Origin of the sequence: Rhodococcus gordoniae, from assembly GCF_001646655.1 — a bacterium.
Classification (GTDB): Bacteria; Actinomycetota; Actinomycetes; order Mycobacteriales; family Mycobacteriaceae; genus Rhodococcus; species Rhodococcus gordoniae.
Map to the genome: position 1 here is coordinate 42,573 of NZ_LPZN01000002.1, position 12,034 is coordinate 54,606.

Here is a 12,034-nt window from a genome sequence, read left to right on the forward strand (position 1 = left end):
TCGGAATCGAGCCACGAGGGGGGCGAATGACGAGCGGCAGATGGAGATTCGGCGCGGGGACGGATGTCACCGCATCGCAGTTCACGACGTGCGAGCTGGCGTGGACGGTCGCGGCCGGCGACGCCACCGCGATCCCGCGACTTCTGCGCGACCTGCATCCGCTCGTGACCGCCTACTTCCGGGCACGCGCGAAAGCCGCCGGAGGCACCTTTGCCGAGGCCGACCGGCTCGCTCCGGCCGCCTGCCGCGCGATCCTCGCCGAACTCGCCGCGCCGTCCGGGGCCGACCGGCCTTTCCTGCGGCTGGCGTACACGGTGGTCTCCGACACTGCCGATTCCGAGTTCGTGAGCTCGGAGGCGATCCCCCTGACTCGTCTCCAGCAGGAGATCCTCATCCTGCGCACCATCGTCGGTCTCGATGCGCGGCAGACCGCGGTGGCTCTCGCCGTCGCGCCGGGACGGGTCGGTCTCGAGCAACACGCGGCCCTGAGCTCACTGCGCGCAGCCTGAAGCCGGGTGGACGAACAGCGCATCTTCGTGAAGTTCGTCGCTGATATCCGACCTCGTTCCTGCCGGAACGGAAGACCTACGACGTTCCCGACCGAATCCAGGTGTTCTACGGCGGCTCCCCGATCTACGACACGGGCCGTATCGGTGACAGCATCGACGAAGGCACCGGATCGGCGGTGGTGAACGTGCCGGCAGGGAGCGCGAACTCGGTTCTCGTCCGCGTGACCGGTGACCCGGGACGGATCGGGAGCACACGGTCGACTGCCCGGTCCTCCGACGGTCAGATCCGTAGGGCGGTGAACGGCGCGACCGGAATGTTGCGCACGACGAACCACACCGCGGTGAGGACCAGCACGATGTGCGGGGCCCACCGGTACCGCGTCCACCGCGGCATCGGTGTGCCCCGCCTCCTGCTCCACGTCCATGCTCCGAAGACCACGACCAGCACGCCCAGCGCGACCAGGGCGAGGGCGTTGTAGTGCAGCGCGGCCGGCACGTCGAGATGGACGAGCGAATACATCATCCGGGAGGAACCGCAACCGGGACACAGGATTCCGAACAGCGAATAGGTGGGGCAGGGCGGAATGATCCCGCCGGGCGTGGTCGGGTCGGCCCACGCCACCGCTGCGCACACCGCGATCGCACCCGCGGCGACCGCCATGGGGGCTGCGAGCGCGCGCCTCGTCCTCATCGCCTCAGGCGTTCCTCGAGCCGGGCGCGTACCTCCGGCCACTCGTCGTCGGTGAGGGAGAACAACGCGGTGCTCCGCCAACTGCCGTCGCGGCGTCTGCGGTGCTTGCGGAGCAGGCCTTCCTCGGTGGCGCCGAGTCGGCGCAGGGCGTCGCGCGAACGGGTGTTGTGCTCGTCGGCGTGCCAGGTCACACGCACGGATCCCAGCTCGTCGAACGCGCGGTGCAGCAGAAGCAGTTTCGATTCGCTGTTGACGTGGGTCCGTTGCACGCGCGTCGACAGCCAGGTGTAACCGATCACCAGCGTGCGGTAGGTGGGCTCGAGCAGGTAGTACGACGTCGACCCCAGCACCTCGCCGGTCGTCCGGTCGACGATCGCGTAGGGGAGGCGCCCGGGATCGGCCACGGCGTCGCGGGCGAAGGCGTGTGCGCTGTCGAGGTCGCGGATCTCGGTGGACGACCACCGGAAGATCGTGTCCGGATCGTCGGCGGCCTTCAGCAGCCCCTCGGCGTGCGAGTCGGTGACGGGCTCGAGTCGGATACGAGGACCCTCGAGGACGGGATGTTCCGTCCAGTTGTCGTTCATCGCCCTCCCCCGGTCGTCGTCGGAGGGCGAGCGTAACCGGTTCGTTCCGTCTGCTGCCACGGAGTTCTGGGCGAGACGCGCAGGAAGACGAAGAACAGCACGACCAGTAGGACCGCACGTCCCCACACCCCGATGTGGACGAGCGTGAGCGGCAGGGCCATGTCCGTTTCGCCGGCGGTGGCGGCGAACCACCGGAAGATGCCGATGCCGATGGCGAGGTCGGCGAGAAGATACGCGGCGACGAGACCCCACGGCACACGCAACAGGATCAGCAGCGGCAGCAGCCACAGGGTGTACTGCGGTGAGTGCACCTTGTGGAAGAGCACGAAACCGCACAGCATCGCGGCACCGGTGCCGAGCCAGGGATAGATGCCGTCGCGCAGGTACCGGCGCCATCCGAGCCACAGCGCGAGCGCGAACGACAGCGCGATCAGCGTCGGCGACAGCTGGGCCACCAGGTCGTTGTATGCGGGGGTGTTCTCGTATCCCTGGTAGCCGCCCATCAACGGCCGCAGCCCCCAGTACCAGATGGAGTTGCTGGTCCCGTCGGCTTCCCGGTTCTGCTGGAAGGCGAACGACGCGCGCCAGCCCTCGTAGCCGAGGAGTGCGAAGGGCAGGTTGATCGCGGCGACCGTGGCCGCCGCCGTGCCCGCGACGGCGAGGGCGCCGGGGACGTCCCGCTTCCGATCGGAATCCGGCCCGCCGGTGAAGACGTAGGCGACGAGCGGCAGCACGAAGATGCCCGGATAGAGCTTGAGACAGAATCCGACTCCCAGCAGCACCGCCGCGACCACCCCGCGAGTCCGCAGCGACCAGCGTTCGAGCGTCAGCACCGCGACGGCGGCGACGGTGACCGCCACGACCGGCAGGTCCCAGTTGAGGAAGGCGTAGAGCACGAGCGGCGGCGTGAGCGACCACAACAGTGCGGCCCACCCGGCCATCCGGGCGAGCAACCATGCGGTGAGCAGACCGAAGGGCGCGAGCAGGAGAGCCGACTGGAGGAGGAACTCCGCGTCGGTGTGGGCACCGATCGCCCCTACCCACATGAGCACCCCGCTGAGCACGGGGTATTCGACGGTGCCTCCGGTCAGTGCTCCCGAGGAGGTGATCCCTCCGTCGACGAAGGGGAACACGTGCGTGTTGATACCGCGGCCGATCCACAACTGCTGGATGTCGGAATAGCAGACGTTCGCGTCCTTGATGTCCTCGAACCGCAGCGTGCGGCCCTCGGCGTCGAAGGTGGGGCCGGCGCACCGGGCCTTGTTCAGGTAGCCGAACCACGTCATCACCGCGCACGTCAGGACGGCGACGAGTGAGACGGTCCCGGAACTCGTGCGCATGTCCTCACCCTAGGACAAATCCTCTGCCTGCGAAGGCCGGCGATTTCGCTGGTCGCCGGGCTGTCGTGTACCCTTCATGGGTTGCTGACGCAACGACCCTCCTGTCACGGAACGTCCGTGACCGTTCACAGTCCATAGGAGGTGATGAGGTCTTATGCGTCATTACGAATTGATGATCATCCTGGACCCCAGCCTGGACGAGCGCACCGTCGCTCCCTCGCTGGAGACGTTCCTCAACGTCATTCGCCAGGAAGGCGGCAAGGTCGACAAGGTCGACGTGTGGGGTAAGCGCCGTCTCGCCTACGAGATCGCCAAGAACAGCGAAGGCATCTACGCGGTGGTCGACATCAGCGCGACGCCTGCTGCCGTTGCAGAGCTGGATCGCCAGCTCGGCCTGAACGAGTCGGTGCTCCGCACCAAGGTTCTGCGCCACGGCAAGTGAGCCTGTCGGCGCCGGGCCGTAGGCTCTGGCGCATCAGGACTCCCCACACTGCAGGAGGAACCACATGGCAGGCGATACCGTCATCACCGTGGTCGGCAATCTGACCGCCGACCCCGAACTGCGTTTCACCCCCGCGGGTGCTGCGGTTGCGAATTTCACCGTCGCATCCACGCCCCGCGTGTTCGACCGTCAGTCCAACGAATGGAAGGACGGCGAGGCTCTGTTCCTGCGCTGCAACATCTGGCGTGAGGCAGCGGAGAACGTGGCCGAGAGCTTGACTCGCGGCTCGCGTGTGATCGTGCAGGGCCGGCTCAAGCAGCGCAGCTACGAGACGCGTGAAGGCGAGAAGCGCACTGTCGTGGAGCTCGAGGTCGACGAGATCGGCCCCTCGCTCCGTTACGCCACGGCCAAGGTCACCAAGGCCGGTCGCGGCGGCGGTGGCGGAGGCTTCGGTGGTTCCTCCGGTGGATCGGGCGGTGGCCGTCCCGCTCAGAACGCGAACGTCGGCGGAGACGACCCGTGGGGCGATGCCCCGCAGTCGGGCTCCTTCGGCGGTTCCGGGGACGACGAGCCTCCGTTCTGATCCGACCTCGATCGGAACATCCAAAATTACGGAGAACGACCATGCCTAAGTCGCCCGCGCGCGAGAAGGTTTTGAAGAAGAAGGTCTGCACCTTCTGCAAGGAAAAGAACGTGCAGATCGATTACAAGGACACGACGCTGCTGCGCAAGTACGTCAGCGATCGCGGCAAGATCCGCGCTCGCCGCGTCACCGGCAACTGCGTGCAGCACCAGCGCGACGTCGCTGTTGCTGTGAAGAACTCTCGTGAGGTGGCTCTGCTCCCTTACGTCTCGACGACTCGCTGAGGAAAGGGAGGGACACGATGAAGCTCATCCTTACTGCTGACGTGGACAACCTCGGTGCGCCTGGCGACACCGTTGAGGTCAAGGACGGCTACGGCCGCAACTACCTGCTGCCCCGCGGCCTGGCGATCGTTGCCACCCGTGGTGCCCAGAAGCAGGTCGAGGGCATCCGCCGTGCTCAGGAGGCTCGCGCCGTGCGTGGCCTCGAGCACGCCCAGGAGCTCAAGACCGCCATCGAGGGCCTCGAGGACGTCTCGCTGAGCGTCAAGACCTCGAGCGACTCGGGCAAGCTGTTCGGCTCGGTCACCGCTGCCGATGTCGCCGGTGCTCTCAAGGCTGCCGGTGGCCCGGTTGTCGACAAGCGCATCGTCGAGCTGCCCAAGGCTCACATCAAGGCGACCGGTAAGCACCAGATCGTCGTGAAGCTGCACCCGGACGTCACCGCGAAGTTCACACTGAACGTCGTGGCTGCCTGATTCCGGCCTCCCGAGGAGCCCCGCGCCTGCTTGGCGTGGGGCTCCTCGTCGTCTGTGCACAGCCTGTGGATAAACCGGGGGGTAAACCACACCGTTGTGACTCCTCGGAATGTCGTTCGGGGAACGAAAGGGTGAACACGCCCGGCCCTGCGACACGCCGAAATTCTTTTCCTCCACAGGTGTGAGAAGCCATTTTTTGCTTTCTACCTGCGGAGATGTGAGATGTGAGATGTGTTGTCCCCAGGTTGTGCACATCCGGTGCACAACCCTGTCCTCCCCTTTCCACAATTCATCCCCAAGTGTGTGCACAACCCGAGTTGTGGACGATCATCCAGATCCCTAACGTCGGGCGCACGACTCCACACACAGGATGTCGGTAGGGGCGAGTAGAACCGGACACGAACCCCGGGTACCGACACCGGGAGTGCGTGCAGGTATCCGCCGGTGCGCAGCGCACCGAGTGGGGACATGTGGAGGAAGGCAGGCACTGCAGTGGCCGTCGTTGACGATCGTGGTAATCCCGAATATTCGGGACCTCCCGAGGAACCGAGTGGAGACTTCGGCCGCCAGCCCCCTCAGGATCTCGTGGCCGAGCAGTCCGTGCTCGGCGGCATGCTGCTGAGCAAGGACGCCATCGCCGACGTTCTCGAGGTACTGAGGCCCGGCGACTTCTACCGGCCCGCTCACCAGGCCGTGTACGACGCGATCCTCGATCTCTACAGCCGTGGCGAACCCGCCGACCCGGTCACCGTGTCGGCCGAACTCGACCGGCGCGGCGAGCTCAAGCGTCTCGGCGGAGCCGCCTACCTCGTCACGCTCACCCAGACCGTGCCCACCGCGGCCAACGCCGGCTACTACGCCGAGATCGTCGCCGAGAAGGCCGTCCTGCGACGGCTCGTGGAGGCCGGCACCCGCATCGTCCAGTACGGCTACGCCGGTGCCGAAGGCCAGGATGTCGCCGAGGTCGTCGACCGCGCGCAGGCCGAGGTCTTCGAGGTCGCCGAACGACGCACCACCGAAGACTTCGTGCCGCTCGAAGAACTTCTGCAGCCCACGATGGACGAGATCGACTCCATCGCCAGTCGCGGTGGCATCTCCCTCGGTGTGCCCACCGGCTTCGCCGAACTCGACGAGCTCACCAACGGGCTGCACGCCGGCCAGATGATCATCGTCGCCGCCCGCCCCGGTGTGGGCAAGGCCCTCGCGCTCGACACCCCCCTGCCCACCCCCACCGGCTGGACCACCATGGGCGAGGTCGGCGTGGGCGACGAACTCCTCGGCGCCGACGGCCGACCTACGCGCGTCCTCGCCGCCACCGAGGTGATGCACGGCCGTCCGTGCTTCGACGTCGTGTTCTCCGACGGCACTGTGATCGTCGCCGACGAGCAGCACCAGTGGCGCACCGGCGACGGTGCGATCCGCACCACCGGTGAACTCCTCGCCACCGCCGAGGCACCGCACGATATCGCCAATGCCGCTCCCCTGGCGCTTCCCGCCGTCGAACTGCCGGTCTCCCCCTTCACACTCGGCGCGTGGCTCGGCGGTCCGTCGGCCGATCCCGAACTGCACATGCGGGTCGAAGGCGAGGGCGGCTTCACCAGCGCCCTCGTCGCCCTCGGTGCCCATATCCCCGCCGAGTACCAGCGAGCATCCGAACAGCAACGCCGCGAACTCCTCGCGGGCCTGCTCGACGCCGGTGGAGAAGTCGACGACGACGGCACCATCCGGTTCGTCGGCTCGTCCGAGCAGTTGGCGCAGGGCGTCGCCGAACTTCTCGCAGGTCTCGGTTACGCACCCGCTCTCGACGGCGTCGAGATCTCCTTCACCGCCGACGACGACGTCTTCGTGTTGCCCAGTAAGGCCGTGCGGCACAAGGAATGCCGTGCCGAGGCGCCGCGTGGACGCCGCGTCGTCGCCGTCCGTCCGGTTCCGTCGGTCCCGGTGCGGTGCGTCGAGGTCGACGGCGACCACATGTACCTCGCGGGTCGCGCGATGGTGCCCACGCACAACTCCACGCTCAGCATGGACTTCATGCGGTCGTGCTCCATCAAGCACGGCATGGCGTCGGTCATCTTCTCCCTCGAGATGGGCAAGACCGAGATCGTCATGCGTCTGCTGTCCGCGGAGGCGAAGATCAAGCTCGGCGACATGCGATCCGGGCGCATGACCGACGACGACTGGACGCGCCTCGCCCGCCGCATGAGCGAGATCAGCGAGGCGCCGCTGTTCATCGACGACTCACCGAACCTCACGATGATGGAGATTCGCGCGAAAGCGCGGCGGCTCAAGCAGAAACACGACATTCGTCTCATCGTCATCGACTACCTGCAGCTCATGTCGTCCGGTAAGAAGGTCGAGTCGCGTCAGCAGGAGGTCTCCGAATTCTCGCGTAGCCTCAAGCTTCTGGCGAAGGAGCTCGAGGTTCCGGTCGTCGCGGTGTGTCAGCTCAACCGTGGCCCGGAGCAGCGCACCGACAAGCGGCCGCAGGTCTCCGACCTTCGTGAGTCGGGTTGCCTGCCGGCGTCCACGCGCATCATGCGCGCCGACACCGGTGCCGAGGTCACGCTCGGCGAACTGCTCGAGTCGGGCGAGGAGCCCCTCGTGTGGTCGCTCGACGAACGCATGCGGATGGTCGTCCGGCCGATGGTGAAGGTCTTCCCCAGCGGACGTAAGGAAGTCTTCCGATTGGAGCTGGCCTCGGGGCGCCGTGTCGACGCCACGGCGAACCATCCCTTCCTCACCATCGACGGCTGGATGCCGCTGGGCGAGTTGATCGCCGGTGAGCGTGTCGCAGTGCCGCGCGCGGTGCCCGCACCGCTCGACGTCATGCCCGCGTCCGACGACGAGGTGGCCGCTCTCGCAGATACCGCCGTGGCCGGCCGACCGGTCCCCACCCGCGCGTTCTCGCTCCCCAAGGAGCAGGTCGCCGAGCTGGTCTGCCACATCTGGGAAGACGGCGGTGAGGTCTCCTGGGACGCAGGCACTGCCCGCGCCGTCGTCCGCTACCGGTCGGCGGATCGCCGCCTCGCCGACGACCTCGCGCGCCTGCTCCTGCGCATCGGCGTGTTCGCGCGGATCACCGATACCGGCGACGGCTGGGACCTCACGGTCACCGGGGCGGAGAACCAGGCGGTCTTCCTCCACGACGTGGGTAAGCACGGAACCGCGGCGCAGTGGGTCCTGGCGCAGCTCGGACCGAAGCTCGTCAAGCACAGCCCCGACACCGTCACGCCCGAGATCGAAGCCGAGCTCGGCGAACTGCTCGCGGTCGAGCAGCTCGCCCCGATCGGGCCGGTCGCATCCGCCACCCCGCGCACCGTCACGGGCGCACGCTCGCGACTTGCCCGGGTCGCCGACGTCCTCGACACGGCCGACATCGACATGGTTGCCACCAACAACGTGTTCTGGGACGAGATCGTCTCGATCACGAGCCTCGGCGAACAGGACGTCTACGACGGAACGGTGCCCGGCACACACAATTTCGTCGCCGACGGCATCGCGGTGCACAACAGCCTCGAGCAGGACGCCGACATGGTCATCCTGCTGCACCGCCCTGATGCATTCGAGCGCGACGACCCGCGTGGTGGCGAGGCCGACCTCATCGTCGGCAAGCACCGTAACGGCCCGACCGCGACCATCACTGTTGCCCACCAGCTGCACCTGTCGCGGTTCGTGGACATGGCGCGAGGCTGATCCGAGTCGTCGCTTCGGCCTGTGGGGAGGCGACAGCCCTCGTCCTGACTCTGCGAGCTTCGTAGTGAAAGGTGCTCAGCAGCAGGAGGTTGCGTCGGACTTCGACGTGAAGTTGCCGTCCTGCTGCTCGTCCGGGGTGCCGGCCGTGCAGCAGGCTCCGCTGCCGGATTCCCTCGGGCCGTCGAGATGCTGTGGGCTCGACCCGAAGGTCTCCGAATCTGCCAGGACGGTGTACACCTCCCACTTCTCCCCTGCCGGTCCCGTCACCCACGCCTTGTCCTGCGTGGCGTAGCAACAGGTCGTGCCCATCTCCTCGTCGGCGAACAGGCCCGCTTCGGTCAATCGGGCGATCTCGGTGTGCACCTTCTCGGACGAGTCGACCTCGACCCCGAGATGGTTGATGGTCCCGCCCTTGCCGGGATTTTCGAACAGCACCAGTTTCAACGGTGGATCGGCGATCGCGAAGTTGGCGTAGCCCGGTTCGAGTTTGACCGGTTCGGTGCCGAACAGTGTCGAGTAGAAGGCGACCGCTTCGGGCAGATCGTCGACGTCGAGGGCGAGCTGGATGCGTGACATGACAGCCTCCACTAGTGTGACATATATCGAATTTCTACTACAGGATCCTCCCCTATTTCGACATATGTCAAGAAGGTCGCTAGAGTCGAATCATGCCGAAAGCTCTGCCCGTGATCGATGTTCGCGCTCCGATCTGCTGCGCACCGGTATCGGCCGCACCGATGAGTGACGATGCCGCCCTCGAAGTCGCGTTGAGGTTGAAGGCCCTGGCCGACCCGGTGCGCATCAAACTCGTGTCGATCCTGCTCACCGCAGACGAAGGTGCGGTGTGCACATGCGATCTTGCAGCCGGTGTGGATCTTGCGGAATCGACGGTGAGTCATCATCTCGGACAATTGCGCAAGGCCGGCATGGTCGAATCCGAGCGACGCGGAATGAACGTCTATCACCGCGCCCGCTCCGAGTCCCTCGAGGCGCTCAGGGTCGTTCTGGATCCGAACTGCTGCCGTTGATCGAATCCGCGAAACGAGTGGGCGCCTCGCTATCCGTCCGGCCTCGAGGAACAGACCGGCGTCTCCCGGCAGATCCTCTCGAATCACCTCGCGTGCCTGCGGGGTTGCGGATCGATGGTCGCGGTCCCGGAAAGCCGGCGGAATCGATACGGGTCGGCGGATCCCCGACTCGGGCATGCACTCGACGGCCTGATCGGCCTCGTGCTGGACGTCGACCCCGAGTGCTGCTTCGTCGGCAACCGGAACCCATTGCGACTGCTGTGACGACGAGAAGGGCGGACATCGATGAAGGCACGAATGACGGGCAGGGCTCGTGAGGTGTATCGGCACGAGATGGACGCAGCGAAAAATGCTGCAGAGGCCGAGGATCGGTGGCGTCACCTCGAGCGGGCCCACATTGCGTCCCAGCCCGATCCGTGGTTGCACACATGCAATCACGTCGCCATGCTCGCCCTCGCATTGCGGCAACGTGATCGGCGGGAGGCGCTCGGACAGGTGGTGCGAATCCTCGTCGCTGCCCCAGGCTCGTGGACGGGACGATATCCCGAGGGCAACACGGGACGAGTGAGTGCAGGGCTGACCACGCCCATGACCGTTCCCTCCGACCTGGCCGACGAGTTGTCGCGGTAGGCGCGGCGATCGTCTGCGTCACTGCCGGGCCTATCCTCGACGTGGCGGACCGGTGGGAAGGTAGACGATGACGTTCATCAAGATGTGCGGATTGCAGGACGAGGCGACGGTCGATCTCGCCGTCGAACTGGATGTCGACGCGGTCGGTTTCGTCTTCGCCGAGAGTCCCCGTCGAATCCCCCCCGACCGGGCTGCAGCCCTTCGCGCCCGCGTGCCCGCCGGAACACTCGCGGTCGGCGTCTACGTGAAGATGCCGCTCGACGAGATCATCGCGACCGCCCGCGCTGCCGATCTCGACCACGTCCAGGTGCACGACCTGCGGTCGGCCGACGACGTACGCATATTGCACGACGCCGGGCTGACGGTGATCCGCGCGGTCAACACCGGAGGAGCCGAGGCACTGTCCGAGGACTTCGGTGCCGACCTGCTGCTCGTCGACGGTGCCGTCGCCGGTGCCGGCAAGACGTGGGACTGGCAGGATCGCAGTGCTCTGCCGTCCGGTCGATGGATCCTCGCGGGCGGACTGAATCCCGAGAATGTGAACAAGGCGATCACCACGTCCGGGGCGTGGGGTGTCGACGTCTCCAGCGGTATCGAAGCCGAGCGCGGCGTCAAGGATGCCGGTCTCATGAGGGCGTTCGCGTGGTCGGTCCGGGGACGAGCCCCGGAGTGACCTGTTCGGCCGAGCGAACCGTGCGTCAGTGCGCGGCGTCGGCCTTCTTCCGCCGCGGGATCAGGTGCATGATCAGCACGACGATCGCGCCCACGAGGAGACCGACGACGGCCGACGCTACCGTTCCCGCCGTCCACGACAGAACGCCGCCGAATCCGCCGTGCACGAGTTCGCCGAACCAGTGCTCGAGGTCGTGCAGGCGATCGGCGGGCCAGTGGAATCCGGCCTCGCCGACGTTGACGAGCAGGATGTGCCCACCGACCCACAGCATGGCGGCGATACCGACAACGGTGAGAACGGTCATCAGCTTCGGCATCGCCGTCACGAGACCGCGACCGACGCGCTGAGCGAAGGTGGACTTCCGTTTCGCGAGCGCCAGGCCGACGTCGTCCATCTTCACGATCAGGGCGACCACGCCGTACACCAGGACGGTGATGAGGACGGCGACGACGATGAGGACGAGCAGGCGGGTCAGGAAGGGTTCGTCCTCGACCGAGGCCAGCGAGATCACCATGATCTCGGCGGACAGGATCAGGTCGGTGCGGATCGCGCCGCCGATCATGGCCTTCTCGAACTCGGGGCCCTTCTCCGCCGCGGTGGCTTCTTCTTCGTGGTGACCGCCGGTGAGCGCTTCGTAGACCTTCTCGGCGCCCTCGTAACAGAGGAACAGACCACCGGCGATGAGCAGATACGGCAGGGCCTGCGGGAGGAACTGACTCAGGATCATCGCGACCGGCAGGATGATCAGCAGCTTGTTGCGGATCGACCCGATCGCGATCTTGCGGATGATCGGCAGCTCGCGATCGGGGGTGAACCCGTGCACGTAGCGAGGGGTGACGGCCGTGTCGTCGACGACCACGCCCGCTGCCTTGACGCTCGCCCTGCCGGCCGCAGCGCCGATGTCGTCTATGGATGCCGCGGCTGCCTTCGCAAGTACCGCGACGTCGTCCAGAAGGGCGACGAGACCACCAGCCACGGGAACCTCCCACAGTTCGGCTGCACCGAGCCGATCGACCGACACGCGATTACGAGTCGTCTCGGAACGCTACCGGACCTGCGATGACGTGCAACGCGGTGTCCGGAGCATGCCGGGGACGACGTGCG

14 protein-coding genes and 1 pseudogene are annotated in these 12,034 nt (G+C 66.6%); 10 read left to right on the top strand and 5 right to left on the bottom strand.

Annotation, left to right across the window (positions count from 1 at the left end; all coding sequences use genetic code 11):
• Positions 1-26: 26 nt before the first annotated feature.
• Positions 27-509: a hypothetical protein gene (locus tag A8G18_RS00705; RefSeq protein ID WP_064062332.1), complete on the top strand. Its 483-nt coding sequence runs from the start codon at positions 27-29 to the stop codon at positions 507-509.
• 280 nt (positions 510-789) lie between these two features.
• Here A8G18_RS00705 and A8G18_RS00710 read toward each other — a convergent pair whose 3' ends face one another.
• Genes A8G18_RS00710 through A8G18_RS00720 form a run of 3 tightly spaced genes read right to left on the bottom strand, consistent with a single transcriptional unit; the run spans position 790 to position 3,124 of the window.
• On the bottom strand, positions 790-1,170 hold the full coding sequence (locus A8G18_RS00710) for a DUF2752 domain-containing protein (protein WP_084421316.1): 381 nt from the start codon (positions 1,168-1,170) through the stop codon (positions 790-792).
• Positions 1,171-1,196: 26 nt separating this feature from the next.
• Positions 1,197-1,784 carry a GNAT family N-acetyltransferase gene (locus A8G18_RS00715; RefSeq protein ID WP_064062334.1) on the bottom strand — a complete coding sequence of 196 codons (588 nt, stop codon included), beginning with the start codon at positions 1,782-1,784 and terminating at the stop codon, positions 1,197-1,199.
• Positions 1,781-3,124 (bottom strand): glycosyltransferase 87 family protein, encoded by a 1,344-nt coding sequence (locus A8G18_RS00720; RefSeq protein ID WP_064062335.1) that lies wholly within the window; start codon positions 3,122-3,124, stop codon positions 1,781-1,783. The genes A8G18_RS00715 and A8G18_RS00720 overlap by 4 nt, the downstream gene beginning before the upstream one ends.
• Before the next feature lie 154 nt (positions 3,125-3,278).
• On the opposite strand from A8G18_RS00720, the gene rpsF reads away from it, so the two are divergent.
• The 5 genes from rpsF (at position 3,279) to dnaB (ending at position 8,599) form a co-directional block, all read left to right on the top strand.
• Positions 3,279-3,566, top strand: a complete 288-nt coding sequence (rpsF, locus tag A8G18_RS00725; protein ID WP_016931707.1) for a 30S ribosomal protein S6 — start codon at positions 3,279-3,281, stop codon at positions 3,564-3,566.
• 64 nt (positions 3,567-3,630) lie between these two features.
• Positions 3,631-4,149, top strand: a complete 519-nt coding sequence (locus A8G18_RS00730; RefSeq protein WP_064062336.1) for a single-stranded DNA-binding protein — start codon at positions 3,631-3,633, stop codon at positions 4,147-4,149.
• Between the two features lie 41 nt (positions 4,150-4,190).
• Positions 4,191-4,433 (top strand): 30S ribosomal protein S18, encoded by a 243-nt coding sequence (rpsR, locus tag A8G18_RS00735; RefSeq protein ID WP_006550800.1) that lies wholly within the window; start codon positions 4,191-4,193, stop codon positions 4,431-4,433.
• Between the two features lie 17 nt (positions 4,434-4,450).
• A complete protein-coding gene (gene rplI, locus A8G18_RS00740) occupies positions 4,451-4,906 on the top strand; it encodes a 50S ribosomal protein L9 (RefSeq protein WP_026002765.1) in 456 nt (151 codons plus the stop codon).
• 468 nt (positions 4,907-5,374) lie between these two features.
• A complete protein-coding gene (dnaB, locus tag A8G18_RS00745; RefSeq protein ID WP_084421320.1) occupies positions 5,375-8,599 on the top strand; it encodes a replicative DNA helicase in 3,225 nt (1,074 codons plus the stop codon).
• Positions 8,600-8,674: 75 nt separating this feature from the next.
• On the opposite strand, the gene A8G18_RS00750 is transcribed toward dnaB, so the two are convergent.
• Positions 8,675-9,175 carry an ArsI/CadI family heavy metal resistance metalloenzyme gene (locus A8G18_RS00750; RefSeq protein ID WP_064062516.1) on the bottom strand — a complete coding sequence of 167 codons (501 nt, stop codon included), beginning with the start codon at positions 9,173-9,175 and terminating at the stop codon, positions 8,675-8,677.
• Positions 9,176-9,267: 92 nt separating this feature from the next.
• On the opposite strand from A8G18_RS00750, the gene A8G18_RS00755 reads away from it, so the two are divergent.
• The 4 genes and pseudogenes from A8G18_RS00755 to A8G18_RS00770 all read left to right on the top strand — a co-directional run bounded on the left by A8G18_RS00755 (position 9,268) and on the right by A8G18_RS00770 (position 10,930).
• Positions 9,268-9,627, top strand: coding sequence for an Rv2640c family ArsR-like transcriptional regulator (locus A8G18_RS00755; protein ID WP_064062337.1), 360 nt, complete (start codon positions 9,268-9,270; stop codon positions 9,625-9,627).
• Positions 9,628-9,651: 24 nt separating this feature from the next.
• A pseudogene (locus A8G18_RS00760) lies at positions 9,652-9,891 on the top strand (helix-turn-helix domain-containing protein); the annotation flags it as partial.
• Positions 9,892-9,924: 33 nt separating this feature from the next.
• Positions 9,925-10,257, top strand: a complete 333-nt coding sequence (locus A8G18_RS00765; protein WP_425337681.1) for a DUF3703 domain-containing protein — start codon at positions 9,925-9,927, stop codon at positions 10,255-10,257.
• Positions 10,258-10,324: 67 nt separating this feature from the next.
• Positions 10,325-10,930, top strand: coding sequence for a phosphoribosylanthranilate isomerase (locus A8G18_RS00770; RefSeq protein WP_064062339.1), 606 nt, complete (start codon positions 10,325-10,327; stop codon positions 10,928-10,930).
• Positions 10,931-10,955: 25 nt separating this feature from the next.
• Here A8G18_RS00770 and A8G18_RS00775 read toward each other — a convergent pair whose 3' ends face one another.
• Entirely contained in the window at positions 10,956-11,906 is a 951-nt protein-coding gene (locus tag A8G18_RS00775; RefSeq protein WP_172506131.1) for a DUF808 domain-containing protein, read from the bottom strand.
• Between the last annotated feature and the right edge of the window lie 128 nt (positions 11,907-12,034).

Excerpts from the sequence above, each read along its gene's own strand:
- A8G18_RS00705 (WP_064062332.1), top strand. The coding sequence starts at position 27 with ATGACGAGCGGCAGATGGAGATTCGGCGCGGGGACGGATGTCACCGCA.
- A8G18_RS00710 (WP_084421316.1), bottom strand. The coding sequence starts at position 1,170 with ATGGCGGTCGCCGCGGGTGCGATCGCGGTGTGCGCAGCGGTGGCGTGG.
- A8G18_RS00715 (WP_064062334.1), bottom strand. The coding sequence starts at position 1,784 with ATGAACGACAACTGGACGGAACATCCCGTCCTCGAGGGTCCTCGTATC.
- A8G18_RS00720 (WP_064062335.1), bottom strand. The coding sequence starts at position 3,124 with ATGCGCACGAGTTCCGGGACCGTCTCACTCGTCGCCGTCCTGACGTGC.
- rpsF (WP_016931707.1), top strand. The coding sequence starts at position 3,279 with ATGCGTCATTACGAATTGATGATCATCCTGGACCCCAGCCTGGACGAG.
- A8G18_RS00730 (WP_064062336.1), top strand. The coding sequence starts at position 3,631 with ATGGCAGGCGATACCGTCATCACCGTGGTCGGCAATCTGACCGCCGAC.
- rpsR (WP_006550800.1), top strand. The coding sequence starts at position 4,191 with ATGCCTAAGTCGCCCGCGCGCGAGAAGGTTTTGAAGAAGAAGGTCTGC.
- rplI (WP_026002765.1), top strand. The coding sequence starts at position 4,451 with ATGAAGCTCATCCTTACTGCTGACGTGGACAACCTCGGTGCGCCTGGC.
- dnaB (WP_084421320.1), top strand. The coding sequence starts at position 5,375 with ATGTGGAGGAAGGCAGGCACTGCAGTGGCCGTCGTTGACGATCGTGGT.
- A8G18_RS00750 (WP_064062516.1), bottom strand. The coding sequence starts at position 9,175 with ATGTCACGCATCCAGCTCGCCCTCGACGTCGACGATCTGCCCGAAGCG.
- A8G18_RS00755 (WP_064062337.1), top strand. The coding sequence starts at position 9,268 with ATGCCGAAAGCTCTGCCCGTGATCGATGTTCGCGCTCCGATCTGCTGC.
- A8G18_RS00765 (WP_425337681.1), top strand. The coding sequence starts at position 9,925 with ATGACGGGCAGGGCTCGTGAGGTGTATCGGCACGAGATGGACGCAGCG.
- A8G18_RS00770 (WP_064062339.1), top strand. The coding sequence starts at position 10,325 with ATGACGTTCATCAAGATGTGCGGATTGCAGGACGAGGCGACGGTCGAT.